Source organism: Microbispora sp. NPDC046973 (assembly GCF_040644495.1).
Lineage (GTDB): Bacteria > Actinomycetota > Actinomycetes > Streptosporangiales > Streptosporangiaceae > Microbispora.
This window is the reverse complement of record NZ_JBEYWQ010000002.1, coordinates 256,590-274,639: the sequence shown is the minus strand read 5'-3', so window position 1 is coordinate 274,639 and position 18,050 is coordinate 256,590. Positions and strand designations below refer to the sequence as shown.

General features: G+C 73.3%; 16 protein-coding genes. 14 read left to right on the top strand and 2 right to left on the bottom strand.

Annotation, left to right across the window (positions count from 1 at the left end; genetic code table 11):
- The first annotated feature begins 33 nt into the window (after positions 1 to 33).
- From ABZ860_RS05310 to ABZ860_RS05245, 14 genes are all read left to right on the top strand, one after another.
- Positions 34 to 1,605 (top strand): UDP-N-acetylmuramoyl-L-alanyl-D-glutamate--2,6-diaminopimelate ligase, encoded by a 1,572-nt coding sequence (locus tag ABZ860_RS05310; protein ID WP_357216313.1) that lies wholly within the window; start codon positions 34 to 36, stop codon positions 1,603 to 1,605.
- 63 nt (positions 1,606 to 1,668) lie between these two features.
- Entirely contained in the window at positions 1,669 to 3,036 is a 1,368-nt protein-coding gene (gene murF, locus ABZ860_RS05305; protein ID WP_357215366.1) for a UDP-N-acetylmuramoyl-tripeptide--D-alanyl-D-alanine ligase, read from the top strand.
- A complete protein-coding gene (mraY, locus tag ABZ860_RS05300) occupies positions 3,033 to 4,109 on the top strand; it encodes a phospho-N-acetylmuramoyl-pentapeptide-transferase (protein ID WP_357215363.1) in 1,077 nt (358 codons plus the stop codon). The genes murF and mraY overlap by 4 nt, the downstream gene beginning before the upstream one ends.
- Positions 4,091 to 5,467: a UDP-N-acetylmuramoyl-L-alanine--D-glutamate ligase gene (gene murD / locus ABZ860_RS05295; protein ID WP_357215360.1), complete on the top strand. Its 1,377-nt coding sequence runs from the start codon at positions 4,091 to 4,093 to the stop codon at positions 5,465 to 5,467. The genes mraY and murD overlap by 19 nt, the downstream gene beginning before the upstream one ends.
- Before the next feature lie 98 nt (positions 5,468 to 5,565).
- Positions 5,566 to 6,924, top strand: a complete 1,359-nt coding sequence (gene ftsW / locus ABZ860_RS05290) for a putative lipid II flippase FtsW (protein ID WP_357216310.1) — start codon at positions 5,566 to 5,568, stop codon at positions 6,922 to 6,924.
- A gap of 1 nt (position 6,925) precedes the next feature.
- Positions 6,926 to 8,005 (top strand): undecaprenyldiphospho-muramoylpentapeptide beta-N-acetylglucosaminyltransferase, encoded by a 1,080-nt coding sequence (gene murG / locus ABZ860_RS05285; RefSeq protein ID WP_079318297.1) that lies wholly within the window; start codon positions 6,926 to 6,928, stop codon positions 8,003 to 8,005.
- On the top strand, positions 8,002 to 9,426 hold the full coding sequence (gene murC, locus ABZ860_RS05280; protein ID WP_357215357.1) for a UDP-N-acetylmuramate--L-alanine ligase: 1,425 nt from the start codon (positions 8,002 to 8,004) through the stop codon (positions 9,424 to 9,426). The genes murG and murC overlap by 4 nt, the downstream gene beginning before the upstream one ends.
- 55 nt (positions 9,427 to 9,481) lie before the next feature.
- Complete coding sequence (locus ABZ860_RS05275) at positions 9,482 to 10,153, top strand: FtsQ-type POTRA domain-containing protein (protein WP_357215354.1); 672 nt, start codon at positions 9,482 to 9,484, stop codon at positions 10,151 to 10,153.
- Positions 10,154 to 10,400: 247 nt separating this feature from the next.
- A complete protein-coding gene (gene ftsZ / locus ABZ860_RS05270; RefSeq protein ID WP_357215351.1) occupies positions 10,401 to 11,858 on the top strand; it encodes a cell division protein FtsZ in 1,458 nt (485 codons plus the stop codon).
- A gap of 33 nt (positions 11,859 to 11,891) precedes the next feature.
- On the top strand, positions 11,892 to 12,605 hold the full coding sequence (locus ABZ860_RS05265) for a YggS family pyridoxal phosphate-dependent enzyme (RefSeq protein WP_357215348.1): 714 nt from the start codon (positions 11,892 to 11,894) through the stop codon (positions 12,603 to 12,605).
- A gap of 134 nt (positions 12,606 to 12,739) precedes the next feature.
- Entirely contained in the window at positions 12,740 to 13,267 is a 528-nt protein-coding gene (gene sepF, locus ABZ860_RS05260; protein ID WP_357215345.1) for a cell division protein SepF, read from the top strand.
- An 83-nt stretch (positions 13,268 to 13,350) separates the two neighbouring features.
- The gene (locus tag ABZ860_RS05255; protein ID WP_357216307.1) at positions 13,351 to 13,638 is read left to right on the top strand and encodes a YggT family protein; all 288 of its coding nucleotides are present in this window, start codon (positions 13,351 to 13,353) and stop codon (positions 13,636 to 13,638) included.
- A 49-nt stretch (positions 13,639 to 13,687) separates the two neighbouring features.
- Positions 13,688 to 14,548, top strand: coding sequence for a DivIVA domain-containing protein (locus tag ABZ860_RS05250; RefSeq protein WP_357215343.1), 861 nt, complete (start codon positions 13,688 to 13,690; stop codon positions 14,546 to 14,548).
- A gap of 45 nt (positions 14,549 to 14,593) precedes the next feature.
- Positions 14,594 to 16,672, top strand: a complete 2,079-nt coding sequence (locus tag ABZ860_RS05245) for a hypothetical protein (RefSeq protein WP_357215340.1) — start codon at positions 14,594 to 14,596, stop codon at positions 16,670 to 16,672.
- Between the two features lie 97 nt (positions 16,673 to 16,769).
- On the opposite strand, the gene ABZ860_RS05240 is transcribed toward ABZ860_RS05245, so the two are convergent.
- Entirely contained in the window at positions 16,770 to 17,207 is a 438-nt protein-coding gene (locus ABZ860_RS05240) for a carboxymuconolactone decarboxylase family protein (RefSeq protein ID WP_357215337.1), read from the bottom strand.
- Positions 17,204 to 17,953, bottom strand: coding sequence for a dienelactone hydrolase family protein (locus ABZ860_RS05235; RefSeq protein WP_357215334.1), 750 nt, complete (start codon positions 17,951 to 17,953; stop codon positions 17,204 to 17,206). Before ABZ860_RS05235 ends, ABZ860_RS05240 begins: the two co-directional genes overlap by 4 nt.
- Positions 17,954 to 18,050 lie beyond the last annotated feature (97 nt).

The following is an 18,050-nucleotide window of genomic DNA, read 5'->3' as shown; positions in this document are numbered from 1 at the left end:
GGGTACGCTCTCGCCGTGCGTTCCCCGTCGTCCATGCGTCCCGAGGCCGTCCAGGCCCGTCCGCTGTCCGCGCTGGCGTCCCTGCTCGGCACGTCGTCGGCCGTCCCGTCCCCCGGAGCGCGGGCGGTGCGCGGCACGGTCACCGGCATCACCCTCGACTCGCGCCGGGTGCGGCGCGGCGACCTGTACGTGGCCGCGCCCGGCAACGCCCGGCACGGCGCGGAGTTCGCCGGCGACGCCCTGGCGTCGGGCGCGACGGCGATCCTGACCGACGCCGACGGCCGCGACCGGGCCGTCGCCACCGGGCTGCCGGTCCTCGTCGTGCCCGACCCGAGGGCGGTGCTCGGACAGGTCGCCGCCTGGGTGTACGGCAAGCCCGCGGCCGGCATCACGCTCATCGGCGTCACCGGCACCAGCGGCAAGTCCACCTCGACGTTCCTGCTGGAGGCGGGCCTGCGGGCGGCGGGCCACCGCACCGGCCTGGTCGGCGGCGTGGAGATCCGCGCGGGCGACGTGCGGTTCACCCCCGAGCTCACCACCCCGGAGGCGACCGACCTGCAGGGGCTGTTCGCGCTGATGCGCGAGCGGGGCGTGAGCGCGGCGGCCATGGAGGTCTCCAGCCACGCCCTGGCGCTCGGCCGCGTGGACGGCCTGTTCTACGACGTGTCGATCTTCACCAACCTGTCGCAGGACCACCTGGACTTCCACCGCGACCTGGACGACTACTTCGCGGCCAAGGCGCGCCTGTTCACCCCCGAGCTCAGCCGGGCGGGCGTGGTGAACATCGACGACGCCCACGGGCGGGAGCTGGCCGCCACGGCCAAGATCCCGATCACCACGTTCTCCGCCACCGGGGCGCCGGAGGCCGACTGGCGCGCTGAGGACGTGCGCCTCGGCGCCGCCGGCAGCGCGTTCCGCCTCGTCGGCCCCGGCGGGGTCGAGGCCGAGGTGTCGGTGGCCCTGCCCGGTCCTTTCAACGTGGCCAACACGCTCGGCGCGCTGGTGGCGCTGGTGGAGGCCGGGGTCCCGCTGCAGGCCGCGGTGACCGGCGTCGGCGAGTTCACCGGGGTGCCGGGCCGGATGGAGCGGGTGCCGGGCGCGGACGACGTCCAGGTGATCGTGGACTACGCGCACAAGCCGGGCGCGGTGGAGTCGGTCCTGCGCTCGCTGCGCGCCGTGCTGGACGACGGGCCGGGAGGCCGCCTGGTGATCGTGCTGGGCTGCGGCGGCGACCGCGACCGCGGCAAGCGCCCGATGATGGGCGAGGCCGCCGTCCGCCTCGCCGACCTGGCCGTGTTCACCAGCGACAACCCTCGTACGGAGGATCCGCTCGCGATCCTCGCCGCGATGCTGGAGGGCGCGCTGCGGGTACCCATCAAGGAGCGGGGCCACGTGGTCGTGGAGCCGGACCGGGCGGCCGCCATCCGCCTGGCCGTCGGCGGTGCGGCGCCCGGAGATGTGGTAGTTGTGGCCGGCAAGGGGCACGAGCAGGGGCAGTATGTCGGAGGCGAGGTCATTCCCTTCGACGACCGCGAGGTGGCCGCCGCGGCCATCGCGGAGCGGAGCCGGGCGCGGCGGGCGGCCGGAGAGGCCGCCGATGCGTGAGCCGATGCCGGGCCGTGCCCTGGCGGCCGAGTTAGCGACGCGAAAGAGAGCAGGAAAGACACCATGATCCCGATGCCGCTGGCCCGGGTCGCCGAGATCACGTCCGGAGCGCTGAACGGAGCGGCCGACCCCGCGGCCGTGGTCCGGGGACCCGTCGTGATCGACTCACGGGCGGCCGGACCGGGCTCGCTGTTCGTGGCGATCAAGGGTGAACGGGCCGACGGGCACGACTTCGCCCGGCAGGCCCGCGAGGCAGGCGCCGTCGCCGTCCTCGCCACCCGGCCCGTCGACGCGCCCGCCGTGATCGTGGGCGACCCGCTCGCGGCCCTGGCCTCGCTCGCCACCGCCGTGCTGTCGGAGCTGCCCGGCGCGACCGTGGTCGGGGTGACCGGATCCGCGGGCAAGACCACGACCAAGGACCTGCTGGCCGGGCTCGCCGCCCGGCTCGGCCCCACGGTCGCCCCCGTCGGCTCGTTCAACAACGAGATCGGCCACCCGCTGACCGTCCTCAAGGCCGACGAGACCACCCGGTTCCTGGTCCTCGAGCTGAGCGCGCGCAACATCGGCCACATCGCCTACCTCGCGAGGATCGCCCCGCCGCGCATCGGCGTCGTGCTCAACGTCGGCACCGCGCATCTCGGGGTGTTCGGCGGCAAGGAGGCGATCGCGCAGGCCAAGGGCGAGCTCGTCGAGGCGCTGCCCGCCGACGGGGTCGCCGTGCTCAACGCCGACGACCCGCTGGTGCGCGCGATGGCCGGCCGTACGAGCGCGCGGGTGACCTACTTCGGGCGCTCGCCCGAGGCGCACGTGCGGGCGGAGGACGAGACGCTCGACGCGACCGGCCGCGCCTCGTTCACGCTGCGCACCCCGTCCGGCGCCGCCCCGGTCCGCCTGCGCCTGTACGGCGCGCACACGGTGGAGAACGCCCTGGCCGCGGCGGCTGCCGCGCACGAACTGGGGCTGCCGGTGGCCGACATCGCCGAGGAACTGTCGGCGGCCGAGCCGCGCAGCCGCTGGCGGATGGAGGTCACCGAGCGGCCCGACGGCGTGACCGTGATCAACGACGCCTACAACGCCAACCCCGACAGCATGCGGGCCGCCTTCGGCAGCCTCGCGGTGATCGGCGAGGGACGACGGCGGTTCGCGGTGATCGCCGCGCTGCGCGAACTGGGCGAGGACGGCCCGGCGCTGAACGAGGACCTCGGGCGGCTGGCCGCGGGCGCGGGCCTGGAGGCGGTCGTCGTCGTGGGGGAGGACGCCGAGCCGGTGCTGCGGGGCGCGCCCGGCGCGATCCACGCCCCGGACGCCGCGGCGGCGGCGCGGGAATTGTCGGACCGGCTCGCGCCGGGCGACGTGGTGCTGGTGAAGGGGCCGCGCGCGGCCGGACTCGAGCGGGTCGCCGAGGCGATCCTCGGAGGTGACGCCCGGTGAGGAACATCCTCATCGCGGGGGCGATCTCGCTGATTCTGTCCATGGTCGGCACGCCGCTGGCCATCCGGCTGTTCGCCCGCAGGGGCTATGGCCAGAACATCCGGGAGGAGGGCCCGTCGGGGCACTACGACAAGAAGGGCACTCCCACGATGGGCGGCACGGTGATCGTCATCGCGTCGCTGATCGGCTACTTCGCGGCCCACGGGGCGACCGTCTTCTCGGCGGTCGGCGACCCCCCGACGGCCTCGGGCCTGCTGGTGCTGTTCCTGATGACGGGCCTCGGCGCGGTCGGCTTCCTCGACGACTTCATCAAGATCTACAAGCAGCGGAGCCTGGGCCTGCGCAGCGGCGCCAAGGCGGGCGGGCAGCTCGTCGTCGGCGCGATCTTCGCGGTGCTCGTCCTGCGGTTCCCCAACGCCTACGCCGTGACCCCCGCGGAGACGCGCGTGTCGTTCCTGCGGGACATCGGCCCGTCCATCGGGCTGATCGGGTTCATGATCTGGGTCGTGTTCTTCATCGTGGGCTTCTCGAACGCGGTGAACCTGACCGACGGCCTCGACGGCCTGGCCTCCGGCGCCACCTGCCTGGTCCTCGCGGCGTACGTGCTGATCGGCAACTGGCAGCTGCGCAACAGCTGCACGACGGTCGGCTTCGGCCCCAACTGCTACTGGGTGCGAGATCCGCTCGACCTGGCGGTGGTCGCGGCGGCGGTGCTGGGCGCCTGTCTGGGCTTCCTGTGGTGGAACGCCCCGCCCGCCAAGATCTTCATGGGCGACACCGGCTCGCTGGCCCTCGGCGGCGTGATCGCCGGCCTGGCCTTCACCACCCGGACCCAGCTCCTGCTCGTCATCCTGGGCGGCCTGTTCGCGATCATCACGATGTCGGTGATCATCCAGGTCGGGTCCTTCAAGCTGACCCGCAGACGCGTCTTCCGGATGGCGCCGCTCCAGCACCACTTCGAGCTGTCGGGCTGGGCGGAGACTACGATCGTGGTGCGCTTCTGGCTGATCGCCGCGTTGTGCGTCGCCGCCGGTCTCGGACTGTTCTACCTCGAATGGATGCCGAAACAGTGAACGTCGTCGTCGCCGGCCTCGGCGTGTCGGGCGCCGCCGCGGCGCGGGCCCTGGCGGCGCGCGGCGAGCGTGTCACCGTGCTGGAGGCCGCGGACGGCGAGCGGCAGCGCGCGACGGCCGCCGAGCTCGCCGAGCTGGGCGTGGAGGTGCGCTTCGGCGAGCCCGCCCTGCCCGCGGGGACCTCGCTCCTGGTCACCTCGCCCGGCTGGCGTCCCACCCACCCGCTGCTCGTCGCCGCCGCGGAGGCGGGCGTCGAGGTCATCGGGGAGGTCGAGCTGGCCTGGCGGCTGCGGCGGGAGCCCGCGGCCCCCTGGCTGGCGCTGACCGGCACCAACGGCAAGACCACCGCCGTCCGCATGCTCACGTCCATGCTGTCGGCCGCCGGGCACAAGGCCGTGGCCGTGGGCAACGTCGGCGTCCCCATCGTCGAGGCCGTCGACGGGCCGTACGACGTGCTGGCCGTGGAGCTGTCGAGCTTCCAGCTCCACTGGTCCTCGACCCTGGCCCCGCTCGCGGCGGCCGTGCTCAACGTGGCGCCCGACCACATCGACTGGCACGGCTCGATGGAGGAGTACGCCGCGGCCAAGGCGCGTGTCTACGCGGGGGCGGGGACCGTGGTCTACAACGCCGACGACGCGTGGTCGTCCCGCCTGGCCGAGCCGTACGCCTCGCGGCTGGGCTTCACGCTGGCCGTGCCCCGGCCCGGGCAGCTCGGGGTCGTGGAGGACCTGCTGGTCGACCGGGCGTTCGTGGCCGACCCGGCGACCTCGGCGGAGGAGCTGGCGTGCCTCGCCGACGTGCGGCCGTTCGCGCCGCACAACGTCGCCAACGCGCTCGCCGCCGCCGCCCTGGCCCGCGCGTATGGCGTGCCGCCCGAGGCCGTACGGCGCGGCCTGCGGGAGTTCACGCCCGACCCGCACCGGATCGCCCACGTGGCCCGGGTCGGCGAGGTCGACTACGTGGACGATTCCAAGGCCACCAACCCGCACGCGGCCGCCGCGTCGCTGGCCGCCTACGAGTCGATCGTGTGGATCGCGGGCGGCCAGCTCAAGGGCGCCGACGTCGACGACCTCGTACGGCAGGCCGGGCCCCGGCTGCGCGGCGCGGTGCTGCTGGGGGCCGACCGGGATGTGATCCGCCGCGCATTGGCGCGACACGCCGCGAATGTCCCCGTCGTGGACGTGCCGGGGCAAGACACTGGGGTCATGGACCGTGTCGTCGCCGAAGCCGCCCGGCTCGCCACCCCGGGTGACACCGTGCTGCTCGCCCCCGCAGGGGCGTCGCTGGACATGTTCGCCGGATACGGAGCGCGTGGGGAGGCCTTCGCCCGAGCCGTGCAGCGGCTGGCGGCCCGGTGACGGGCCCCACGACCGGCTCCGCCGGCGCCGCCACCGCGGGGAAGGCGGAGCGTCAGGGGCCCGAGCCCGTCGGCTGGGCCGGCGCCCAGCTCGCAGCGCTGCGCGAGCTGCTCGCGCGCCCGCTGACGTCCTACCACCTGGTGCTCGGCTGCAGCGCGCTGCTGCTGGCGCTCGGGCTGATGATGGTGCTGTCGGCGTCGAGCATCGAGGCGCTGCAGCGGACCGGCGACCCGTTCTACTGGTTCCTCAAGCAGGTCACGTCGGTGGCGATCGGGCTTCCCCTGATGTGGGTCTGTTCCCGGTTGCCGCAGCGGTTCTTCCGTCTGGCCGGCTATCCGCTGATGGGCCTGTCGATCCTCGGCCTGCTGCTGGTCATCTTCCTCGGCCAGGAACTGCTGGGCGCCCAGCGGTGGATCGTCGTCGGCCCGTTCTCGGTCCAGCCGTCGGAGCCGGCGAAGCTGGCCCTGGTGCTGTGGGGCGCCGACCTGCTCGCGACGCGGGCGCGCGCCGGCCGGATCGAATGGCGACAGCTGCTGATCCCGCTGATGCCGGGCGTGGCCCTGCTGGCCGTCCTGGTCATGCTGGGGCGCGACCTCGGCACGACGCTCGTGCTCATGATGATCTTCCTGGCGCTGCTGTGGGTGGTCGGCGCGCCGGTGCGGCTGTTCGGCGGGATCCTCGCGCTGCTCGCGCTGGCGACCGCCACTATGATCGTCGCCGAGCCGTACCGGCTCGACCGCCTGACCGGCTTCCTGCACCCGTGGGACACCGCGCAGAACGAGGGGTTCCAGTCCGTTCAGGGGTTGATGGCGATCGGCTCGGGCGGCTGGTTCGGCATCGGGCTGGGCGCCAGCCGGCAGAAGTGGAACTACCTGCCGCACGCCGAGAGCGACTTCATCTTCTCCATCATCGGCGAGGAGCTCGGGCTGATGGGGACGCTCGTGGTGGTCGCGCTGTTCGGCCTGCTCGGGTACGCCGGGCTGCGCATCGCCATCCGGACGGCGGATCCCTTCGTCCGGCTGTCGGCGGCCGCCGCCACCGCCTGGATCGCCGGGCAGGCCGTCGTCAACATCGGCGCGGTCATCGGGGTCTTCCCGGTCACCGGCATTCCGCTGCCCCTGGTGTCGTACGGCGGGTCGGCGCTGCTGCCGACGCTCGCCGCGCTCGGCATGCTGGTGTCGTTCGCCAAGCAGGAGCCCGGAGCGGCCGAGGCGCTGGCCGCCCGTGGCCCGGGACCGGTCGTGCGGGCTCTAAGCTGGCTTGGCCTGAACGGCCGCGCCGGGCGGCGGCCCGCGCCCTCGCGGGCACCGGCCCGTCAGGGGTCGGCACGGCCGCCGACGGCACGAAGAGGAACGACAGGGAACGGACGCGGGAACATTCGCGAGAAAATCCGGGAAGACGTCCGCGAAGACATCCGTGAGAACATCCGCGAAGACGTCCGCGAAGACAGGGAGTGACATGAGGGTGGTCCTCGCCGGCGGCGGGACGGCCGGCCATATCGAGCCGGCGCTCGCGCTGGCCGACGCGCTTCGCCGGCTCGACCCGAGGATCGGCATCACCTGCCTCGGCACCGAGCGCGGCCTGGAGACCCGCCTGGTGCCCGCCCGGGGCTACGAGCTCGAACTCGTGCCCGCCGTGCCGCTGCCCCGCTCGCTCAGCCCTCAGCTCCTCACCGTGCCCGGCCGCCTCGCCGGGGCCATCGGCAGCGCCGCGGGCATCCTCGACAAGGTCGGCGCGGACGTCCTGGTCGGCTTCGGCGGGTACGTCGCCACGCCCGGCTACCTCGGCGCCCGGCGGCGCGGCGTGCCGATCGTGGTCCACGAGGCCAACCCCCGGCCCGGCCTGGCCAACCGGCTCGGCGCCCGCCTCACCGAGCACGTCTTCACCGGCCACCCCGACGCGGTCCTCCCGAACGCCGAGTACATCGGCATCCCGCTGCGCCGCGAGATCAGCATGATGGACCGCCTGTCGATGGGCGACAAGGCGCGGTCGTACTTCGGGCTGGAGTCCGACCGGGTGACGCTGCTCGTGTTCGGTGGCTCCCAGGGCGCCCGCTCGATCAACCAGGCGGCGCTGGAGGCCGCGCCCTACCTGCGGGCGGCGGGCGTCCAGGTGCTGCACGTGATCGGGCCCAAGAACACCGTCGAGGTGGAGCCCCCGCCGGGCGACCCGCAGTACGTCATCCTGCCGTACGTCGACCGGATGGACCTCGCCTACGCCGCCGCCGACCTCGTGCTGTCCCGCGCGGGCGCCATGACCTGCGCCGAGCTGACCGCCGTGGGGCTGCCCGCGGCATTCGTGCCGCTGCCGCACGGCAACGGCGAGCAGCGCCTCAACGCCGAGCCCATCGTGCGGGCCGGGGGCGGCCTGATGGTCGACGACGCGAACCTGTCGGCCGCCTGGATCGTCCAGACGCTGCTGCCGATCCTGAACGACCCCGAGCGCGTGGTCGCGATGTCCGAGGCCGCATCGCGGATGGGCCGCAAGGACGCCGACATGGCGCTCGCCCGCAAGGTTCTGGAGATCGCTCACAGATGAGTCTCGTCAAGCTCGTGGATCCCGTCCCGGCGGCCGACCTGGGGCGGGTGCACTTCATCGGCATCGGCGGCGCCGGGATGTCTGGCATCGCCCGGATCCTGCTCAAGCGGGGCGTGCCGGTGTCGGGCAGCGACGCGCGGCCCTCCGAGCTGCTGGCCGAGCTGCGCGAGCTGGGCGGCGTCATCCACGTCGGCCACGCCGCCTCCCACATCAAGGACGTCGACACGGTCGTGGTGTCCACGGCGATCCGCGACTCCAACCCGGAGCTGGGGGAGGCGCTGCGGCAGAGCCTGCGGGTGATCCCGCGCGCCGCAGCGCTGGCCTCGGTCATGGCCGGCCGCACCGGCATCGCCGTCGCGGGCACGCACGGCAAGACCACGACCACCTCGATGCTGACCGTGGCGTTGCAGAAGTGCGGCGAGGACCCGTCGTACTGCGTCGGCGGGCAGCTCGTGACGACCGGGCTCGGCGCCGACGACGGCGCGGGCGAGGTGTTCGTGGCGGAGGCCGACGAGAGCGACGGCTCGTTCCTCATGCTCGCGCCGCGCATCGCCGTGGTGACGAACGTCGAGGCCGACCACCTCGACAACTACGGCGACCCCCAGGCCGTGCACGACAGTTTCGCCCGCTTCGTCGAGCGGATCGGGTCGCTGCTCGTGGTGTGCGCCGACGATCCGGGCGCCGCCGCCCTCGTGCCCGTCGCGCGCGAGCGCGGCCTCACCGTCGTCACGTACGGCGAGAGCGCCGGCGCCGACCTGCGCACGACCGACGTGGTGCCGCGCGGTCTCGGCGTGGAGTTCGGCGTGGAGCTCGGTCCCGCCGTGCCCGGGGGACCGGGACGCGGCGAGGTGCGCCTCGCCGTGCCGGGCCGGCACAACGCGCTCAACGCCACCGCGGTGATCGCCGTGGCGCTCCACCTCGGCCTGCGCTTCGACGACGTCAAGGAGGGCCTGGCCGCCTTCACCGGGGCCAAGCGGCGGTTCGAGTCCAAGGGCGAGGCCGCGGGCGTGACGGTCTTCGACAGCTACGCCCACCACCCGACCGAGCTGACCGCCGACCTGCGCGCCGCCCGCGACGTCGTGACCGGCGACGGCCGGGTCATCGCGGTCTTCCAGCCGCACCTGTACTCGCGCACCCGGTTCTTCGCCGACGAGTTCGGCGCGGCGCTCGGCCTGGCCGACGAGGTGGTCGTGCTGGACGTGTACGGCGCGCGCGAGGACCCCGAGCCGGGGGTCTCCGGCGCCCTGGTGGCCGGGAAGATCCCGCTTCCCGCCGAGCGGGTCGTCTACGCGCCCGACCGGCGGGCCGTGCCGGCGCTCGTCGCCGGCCGGGCCCGTGCCGGGGACATCGTGCTGACGATGGGCGCGGGAGACGTGACGGAACTCGGCCCGAAGATCGTCGCGGAGCTGTCCGCCCAGTGATGCGCGCCGTGATCCGCGTCGTAGTCCGCGCCGTGGTCCGGAGCGTGGGGGACCGGTGAGGCGGGCCGTCCGGCGTTCGGCCCTCGCCACCCTGCTGACCGGCGGGGTGGTGGGCGTCGCCACGTGGGTCGTGTTCTTCTCGCCCGTCCTCGGCGTGCGCGAGGTCGAGATCACCGGCAACAACCGGATCCCCGCCGAGCAGCTGCGGCAGGCCGCGGGAGTGCGCACCGGCACACCGCTCGCCACCGTCGACCTCGCCGGGGTTGAACGGCGGGTGCGGGCGATCCGCGCGGTCGAGTCGGCGACGGTCGACCGCGGCTGGCCGGGAACGCTGCGCATCGGCGTGGTCGAGCGCGTCCCCGCCGCCGCCGTGCCCATGGGCGTGACGACCGCGGTGATCGACCGCTACGGCGTCGTCCTGCAGCAGGTGACCGTGGCCCCGCCCCGGCTGCCGGTGCTGCGCGTCCAGCGGGCCGCCGTGGACGACCCCGCCACCAGGGCCGGGCTCACCGTGCTGCGGGCGCTGCCGGAAAGCGTCCTGCAGCGCCTGCGGGAGCTGCGCGTCGCCTCGCCCCGGTCGATCACGCTCAAACTCACCGACGGCCGCACGGTCGTGTGGGGAGACGCGGGGCGCTCGGCGCAGAAGGGACGTGTCCTGCTCGCCGCCCTCACCAAGCCGGGAACCAGCTACGATGTCAGCTCGCCGCAGGTGGTGACGGTCAAGTGAGATATCTCACCGGCCGTGAACGCATGATCCGGGCCCGCCCGGGAGCGGGGCTTCGTGCGAATAGGACAGCGCGCGACACGCCGGACGGCCTTGCGGCGCGGTTAGTTGACCCTGGGGGACGCGCAACCCTACTGTCCGTATCAATCCTCAGGTTGACATAACTCTAAATCTCAACTTGAGGGTGAGAGTTCAGAAGACGGCGGGCCCTGCCCGCATGAAACGCAAGCGAGCGGAAAGGCCCCTCGTCGTGGCAGCACCGCAGAACTACCTCGCGGTCATCAAGGTCGTCGGCATCGGCGGCGGCGGAGTGAACGCCGTCAACCGGATGATCGAGGAGGGACTCAAGGGCGTCGAGTTCATCGCCATAAACACTGACGCCCAGGCGCTGCTGATGAGTGACGCCGACGTGAAGCTCGACGTGGGACGCGAGCTCACGCGGGGCCTCGGCGCGGGCGCCAACCCGGAGGTGGGCCGCAAGGCCGCCGAGGACCACCGGGAGGAGATCGAGGAAGTCATCAAGGGCGCCGACATGGTCTTCGTGACCGCGGGTGAGGGCGGCGGCACCGGGACCGGCGGCGCGCCGGTCGTGGCCAGCATCGCCCGCTCCCTCGGCGCGCTGACCATAGGTGTCGTCACCCGGCCCTTCAGCTTCGAGGGCAAGCGCCGGGCCATGCAGGCCGAGGCCGGCATCGAGACCCTCCGCGAGGAGGTCGACACGCTGATCGTCATTCCGAACGACCGGCTGCTGTCGATCTCCGACCGCCAGGTGAGCGTGCTCGACGCGTTCAAGGCCGCCGACCAGGTGCTGCTGTCCGGTGTGCAGGGCATCACCGACCTCATCACCACGCCCGGTCTGATCAACCTGGACTTCGCCGACGTGAAGTCGGTCATGTCCGGCGCGGGCTCGGCCCTCATGGGCATCGGCCACGCCAGGGGCGACGACCGGTCGGTCGCCGCCGCCGAGATGGCGGTCTCCAGCCCGCTGCTGGAGGCGAGCATCGACGGCGCCCACGGCGTGCTGCTGTCCATCGCGGGCGGCTCCGACCTGGGCCTGTTCGAGATCAACGAGGCGGCCCAGCTCGTCAGCAACGCCGCCGCGCCCGACGCCAACATCATCTTCGGCACGGTCATCGACGACGCGCTCGGCGACGAGGTGCGGGTGACGGTCATCGCGGCCGGGTTCGACGAGCCCGAGCCGGCCAAGGCGGTGGCCGCGCCGCTGTCGCGGCCCCAGCAGGCGACCCGTCCTGCGCCGGCCGCGCCCGCGGCCCGTCCCGCGCCCGCTCCGGCCAAGCCGGAGCCCGTGCAGCCGCCCGTGCGTCCGGTGAGCAGCGCGCAGCCCGCGCCCGCCCCGGCTCCGGCGCAGCCCGCGACTCCGCCGGTGACGCAGCTTCCGGTGAACGCGCTTCCGGCGAACCCGGTGCCGCCGCCGGCCCAGCCCGCGAGCCAGCCGGTCCAGCAGGCGACGTCGCAGGCCGCGTCCGCGCCGCAGGCCCAGCAGGCCGAGGCGGTCACGGCGTTCCCACGCGACGCGGCGGCCGACGGCGGACGCGACCAGGGCGCGACCGGGCCGCTGTCGATCCCGCGCCCGGCTCCCGAGCCGCCGACCCCGATCACCTCCAGGACCGCGCAGCCGGGTCCCCGGCGTCCGGTGGTGTTCGAGGAGCAGGAGGAGGAGCTCGACGTGCCGGACTTCCTCAAGTGACGCTGGACGTTCGTACGGCCGGAGGCGCGGTCCGTGGGTGATCGGCGCGAGGAGCTGGCCGCGGCGCTGGCCGAGGTGGAGCGGAGCGTCGAGGACGCATGCCGGGCCGCGGGCCGGTCGCGGTCGGAGATCACCCTCATCGCGGTGACGAAGACCTATCCGGCCTCCGACGTGCGGCTGCTCGCGGAGCTGGGCGTGTCGCACGTCGGCGAGAACCGCGACCAGGAGGCGGCGGCCAAGGCGGCCGAGTGCGCCGGTCTCGGCCTCACGTGGCACTTCATCGGCCAGTTACAGACCAACAAGGTCCGCTCGGTCGTCTCCTACGCCCACATGGTCCACTCGGTGGACCGCCCCCGTCTGGTGGACGCGCTCAGCCGCGAGGCCGTACGCGCGGGGCGCGAGGTGGACTGCCTCATCCAGGTCGCCCTCGACGCCGCACCTGGTGAGGGCGGGCCCGGGCGAGGCGGCGCCGCGCCGCAGGAGGTGCCGGCGCTCGCCGGGCTCGTCGCGAAGGCGGAAGGGCTGCGCCTGCGGGGGGTCATGGCGGTCGCCCCGCTGGGGGAGGACCCGGCCGCCGCGTTCGCCCGGCTGCGGACCGTCGCCGAGCGGGTCCGCGAGGACCACCCCGCCGCGGACGTGATATCGGCCGGAATGAGTGGAGACATCCCTCAGGCTGTGATGAACGGCGCGACACACCTGCGAGTCGGTACGGCGTTGCTCGGCCGCAGAAAGCCCTTCGTCAGGTAATGTCCCCCAAGTGGACCATGGTGTCCGCGCTCAGGTAGAGGTCGATCAGCGGTGAGCTCCAAGGGGGGTACGGCTACCGCCCTGGCCTTCCGAAGGGACCTTGAAGGCACCAGTAACGCGGAGGACGACGAGCGATGGCCGGCGCGATGCGCAAGATGGCGGTCTACCTCGGTCTCGTGGAGGACGACCGCTACGAAGACAGGTACGCGGCAGAGTACGGCACCGACGAGGAGTACGGCGACGAGGAGTACGAGTCGCCGCGGCGAAGCTTCGCCGGCCCCTCGGGCACGCACTCCGGGCCCCTGGAGCGCGAGGACGACACCGAGACGGCCGTCCCCGCCCCGCGTCCCCCCACGACCGTGCTGGAGCGCCGTACGACCGACCTGGCGCGCATCACCACCCTGCATCCCCGCACGTACAACGAGGCGCGGACGATCGGCGAGCACTTCCGCGAGGGCACGCCGGTCATCATGAATCTGACAGAGATGGTCGACAGCGACGCCAAGCGCCTTGTCGATTTCGCGGCAGGTCTCGTCTTTGGCCTACACGGCAGCATCGAACGTGTTACCAACAAGGTGTTCCTGTTGTCCCCCGCCAACGTTGAGGTGACCGCCGAGGACAAGGCCAGAATCGCGGAACGCGGCTTCTTCAACCAGAGCTAGAGTTCCATACATGAACAGTGACCGGCTGAGCGGTGCCCGTGGGGCCCGAGGACGGCTGGACCGAGGGGAGGCGGGGCTCGACCGTGGGGATCATTAGCGAGATCTTGGTCATCGCCCTGACCCTCTTCCTGGTTCTGCTGATCGGCAGAATGATCATAGATACGGTGCAGGCGTTCGCCCGCTCCTGGCGGCCCACGGGGGTCGTCCTGGTGCTGGCGGAGGTCGTTTACACGGTGACCGACCCGCCTCTCAAGTTCCTCCGCCGTTTCATTCCGCCCCTCAGGTTGGGTACGGTGGCCTTTGACCTGAGCTTCACAGTGCTGTTCATTGTGGTTTTGGTCTTGATCCAAGTCGTGAACGCGCTTCGTTGATCGGGTACCGTCCGACCGGACAGACTCCAAGCGCGCCAAGGAGACCCAAATGCCGTTGACGCCCGCTGATGTGCGGAACAAGCAGTTCAGTACCACCCGGCTGAGGCCGGGGTACGACGAGGAGGAGGTCGACGCGTTCCTCGACGAGGTCGAGGCCGAGCTGGACCGCCTCATCCAGGAGAACGAGGAACTCCGCGCGAAGCTGGCCGAGTGCCTCAGGGGCAAGGTTCCCGGAGGCATGGGCATGCCCGGGTCCATGCAGATGGCGCCCGCTCCCGTGGCCGAGCCGAAGCCCGAGATGATGGCCCCGCAGCCGGAGCCGATCAAGCCTCCGGAGCCGGCCCGTCCCGAGCCGGTGCCCGTCGGCATGGGCCTGCCGCCCGCCGAGGACAACATGGACACCGCGGCCCGCGTGCTCGCCCTCGCCCAGCAGACGGCCGACCAGGCGATCGCCGACGCCCGTCGCGAGGCGGACGAGACCGTGACCCGCGCCCGGCGTGAGGCCGACGACATCCTCGGCAAGGCCCGCCGCCAGGCCGAGCAGATCATCGGCGACGCCCGCGCCCGCGCCGAGACGCTGGAGCGCGACGCCCAGGAGCGGCACCGCCAGGCCATGGGCACGCTCGTGCAGACCCGCGACGAGCTGGAGCGCAAGGTCGAGGAGCTGCGCAGCTTCGAGCGCGAGTACCGCAGCCGCCTCAAGCTCTACCTGGAAAACCAGCTCGCCGAGCTGAACGTCGCGGGTGAGGGCAGCGGAGGCTTCCCGATCGTGGGCGCCGCCCCGGCCATGGCCCACGCCGTCGCCCCCGGTCCCCAGCAGATGGCCGCCCCCAACCCGTTCGGCCAGGAGCCCTCGCAGCACTCCGGTGCCTTCCCCGGACCCGACGGCCCCCACAACGACCGCCGGTAAGTCAGTGGCGGGTCCTCACGGACCCGGTAGCTCGGAGAACCCCCCGTGATCCTCATCAGTGCCGCACTGGTCCTCGCCGCAATCGTCCTGCTCATCGCGGGCGTCGTGCTGGGGACACCCCCTCTCGTGATGTGGTCGATCGTCGTCAGCGTGCTGTCGGCGGTCTGCCTGCTGATCGGGGCACTGCTGAGGCGCCACGAGCTGTTCCCTGCCGGTGGGCGTGCCGCCGAGGGAACCGCTCCCACCCCCCAGGGTTCGTCCGTGCCCCAGCTCGCGCACGTCGGTGCCGTGAGCGGGGCGTACGGCGGAGCCCTCGCCGGGGCACCGGCGCATCCGGTGGCGACGCCTATGGTGGCGGCGCCGCCGATCACGCATCACGGGGCATTGCCCCCGCAGACCTTCCCGCCCCCGCCGCCCCAGCGGACGGGACCGATCACGCGGCCGCCGGCCGGTTCCGGCCGCGGCCTCGCCCCCGACGCGATCGTCTTCGTGATCCCTGGGCGCAAGCGCTTCCATCTGGCCACCTGCCGCCAGCTCGCCGGGCGCGAGACCGAGGAGCTCACGCACGAGGAGGCCCGCGAGGAGGGTTTCACCCCCTGCACCACCTGTCTCCCCGAGATCTCCACCCGTACGGCGGAGCCGGAGGAGGCCACGCTCCGAGACGACACGCTTCGAGACGACACGGCCCGCGACGACGTGGCTCGCGACGAGAGCCTGCACGCGGAAGCCGCCCCCACGACCACCACGCCTTCGGCCGGTACCTCCGGCACGACCGGCCGGGAACCGTCCCGTTCCACGCCCGCTGATCGCGAGCCGCCTGTCGCGCGGTTCCCTCAGCCCGGCGTCCCGGGGCCGCGCCTGCCCGAGTCGTCCGCCCCCGAATCGCCCGGCCCCGAGTCGCCCGGCCCTCAGTCGTCCGTTTCCGGCGCGCCGGGCACCGTTGCGGGTGCCGCCGCCGGAGCGTCCCCGGCCGCCGTTCCGCCCGCGCCGGGCCCTTCCGCGGCCGGCGCGACCACGCCCTCCGGCGGCGAGCCGTCCGATGACGAAGCGCGCGAAGAGCCCCGTGAGACGGCGGAGAAGGCGTCCGGGAAGACAGCCGACGCCGGCGAGGCCGATGAGCATGACGGTCCGGCGAGCGACACGGCCGCCGAGGCCGACGCCGGGACCGAGGGGCACACACCGGTGGACTGGTTCGGCCGGAGCGCGTCGCCGGAGTCCGGCGCAGAGACGACGGCACCGCGGTCTGCCGCCTCCACGCCGCCGTCCGCGCCTTCCGCCGCGTCTTCAGGGGCGTCGTCCGGATCCTCCGCGCCGTCCTGGCCTTCTGCCACGTCATGGTCCGCACCGGCCTGGTCTCCGCCGGCGGCAGGATCGGCGTCGGGCCAGGCGGACGACGAGCCGGACGACTCACTGACCGACACCGCGGAGCACGACTGGTTCAGGCCCGGCGGAGTCTCCCTGCCGTGGGACCCCGCACGGTCCAAGGCCGCCGCCGGCGAGACGGCGGAGGAAACACCGTCGCCGGGAGACGGGGAGTTCGACGGACCCGCGGCCGGGGGCAAGGTTCCCGGTGCGGCTGCGGCCTCGCCCCAGAAGGCCTCCTCTTCCCGGGCGGACGACGATTCCCGGGCGGACGACGAGCAGGCCCGTGACGACCAGAGTGACTCCGGCGCCGCGGACACGCGAGCGGCGTCCCGTCCGGAGGACGCTCCCACGCCCCCGCGTGCGGGGACCGGAAAGCCGGTGGAGCCGGCAGAGACCCCCGGATCCGGGCGCGCCGGATCCGCGGCCTCGGCCGGCTCCACCACCGGCTCCGCTGCCGACTCCACCACGGGCTCCGCGGGGAAGGCGGCCACGCCCGGGCCCGGCGGCACCGAGAAGGCCGGCACCGAGAAGGCCGGCGGGTCCGGAAGCGAGATCGACGAGGATCACGCCGCCGACGCGGCGGAGCCGTCCGCCGACGGGGACACGCGAGTGCGGGTCATGGTCGGCACGCGGCGCTACCACGAGGCCGGTTGTCCCCTGATCAGCGGAATGGGCGACTCTGGCATCGAGACCATGACCCGGGCCGAGGCCGACGAGGCCGGCCTCACCCCCTGCTCGGTCTGCCAGAACGGCCGCTGACCCGCTCCCCGGCCCGTACGCCGGGTAAGCCGGCCTCTGCGCCCGCGGGCGAAACTCCTGTGGCCTCCCGCTTCATGCGCCCGTGGGATCCAAGGGTCTACCGCAAGCCCTCTCCGTTCGGATTCGCGGACCGATCGCGGCTGTCCCCGGCGGGTATGACGGGGAGCAGTCCGCGGGCGTCCAGGACCTGCCGGGCCAGTGTCATCGCGCCGAAGACGCGCGGGAAGCCCGCGTACGGAAGCGCTTGCATGATCGCCTCCACCAGTTCGCCGGGCCGCAGGCCCGCGTTGAGCGCCGTTTCCACGTGTGCCCGGAGCTGGGGCTCGACCCCGCCGAGGGTGATCAGCACACCGATGACGACCAGCTCCCGCCGGGCGGCGTCGAGCCCAGGACGGGCGTGGACGTCCCCGTAGGCGAACTCGACCGCCAGCCGCGACAGGTCCGGGGCGATGTCGGCGAGGGCGTCGTACGCCTCGGTGCGGCTGGCGCCGAGCTCGGTCTGGCGGGCGACACCGCGTTCGTAGCGCTCGTTCACACCGCGGCCCCCTCGCCGTGGCGGGCGGTGAAGCCGAGGACGCGGTGCCAGGCGTCGGCGCAGGCCTCCTGCCACTGGCTGGAGGAGTCGTCGAAGAACGAGTGCGGAGCGCCGTCGTACACGTGCGCCTCGTATTGTTTGCCGGACCGGTCGAAGGCGGCGGTCAGTGCGGCGTACTCCTCCGGAGTGGTCGCCACGTCGGCCCCGGCGAGCAGCATGAGCAGCGGCGCCGACGGCTCGGTCGTACGGTCGCCGAGGAAGCGGGGCGGACCGTAGAAGCCGATGGCGCCGGCGAGACCGAGCCCGGCGGCACCGAGCCGCCAGGAGTAGCCGCCGCCGAGGCAGAAGCCGACGCTGAACAGCGGGCCGGGATGCCAGGCGCGGATCGCCTCGACGGCGGCCGCGGCGTCGGTCTCGACGTGAAGCGGTTCCAGCAGGGCGAGGTGGGCGTACCCGTCGAACGAGTCGTCCCGGTCGCCGGTGCCGGCGCTGCGCCCGTAGTAGTCCATGACCAGGGTGTGGAAGCCCGCCTCGGCGAACCGCCGTGCCAGGCTCGCGTAGAACGGGTGAAGCCCGCGGACGTCGGGGAGCAGCAGCACGCTGCGGCCGTTCGGCACGGCCGGGGCGGCCCGGTAGGCGCGGAACCTGTTGCCGTCGACGGTGCCGATCTTCAGTGGCCCGTGTTCCGCCACTCCTCCGGTGACGACGGGGGCGGCGGGCGGTCTGCTGTCGATGTCGTGGCACATCGTGGTCTCCTCTTCGTCCGGTGACGAGAGTGAGCCTCCCGTGCGCACGGCGGGCCACCCAGGCCCGGCTTGTACGGGTACCGGCAGGGCCATCCTG

Excerpts from the sequence above, each read along its gene's own strand:
- ABZ860_RS05310 (WP_357216313.1), top strand. The coding sequence starts at position 34 with ATGCGTCCCGAGGCCGTCCAGGCCCGTCCGCTGTCCGCGCTGGCGTCC.
- murF (WP_357215366.1), top strand. The coding sequence starts at position 1,669 with ATGATCCCGATGCCGCTGGCCCGGGTCGCCGAGATCACGTCCGGAGCG.
- murD (WP_357215360.1), top strand. The coding sequence starts at position 4,091 with ATGGATGCCGAAACAGTGAACGTCGTCGTCGCCGGCCTCGGCGTGTCG.
- murG (WP_079318297.1), top strand. The coding sequence starts at position 6,926 with ATGAGGGTGGTCCTCGCCGGCGGCGGGACGGCCGGCCATATCGAGCCG.
- murC (WP_357215357.1), top strand. The coding sequence starts at position 8,002 with ATGAGTCTCGTCAAGCTCGTGGATCCCGTCCCGGCGGCCGACCTGGGG.
- sepF (WP_357215345.1), top strand. The coding sequence starts at position 12,740 with ATGGCCGGCGCGATGCGCAAGATGGCGGTCTACCTCGGTCTCGTGGAG.
- ABZ860_RS05250 (WP_357215343.1), top strand. The coding sequence starts at position 13,688 with ATGCCGTTGACGCCCGCTGATGTGCGGAACAAGCAGTTCAGTACCACC.
- ABZ860_RS05235 (WP_357215334.1), bottom strand. The coding sequence starts at position 17,953 with ATGTGCCACGACATCGACAGCAGACCGCCCGCCGCCCCCGTCGTCACC.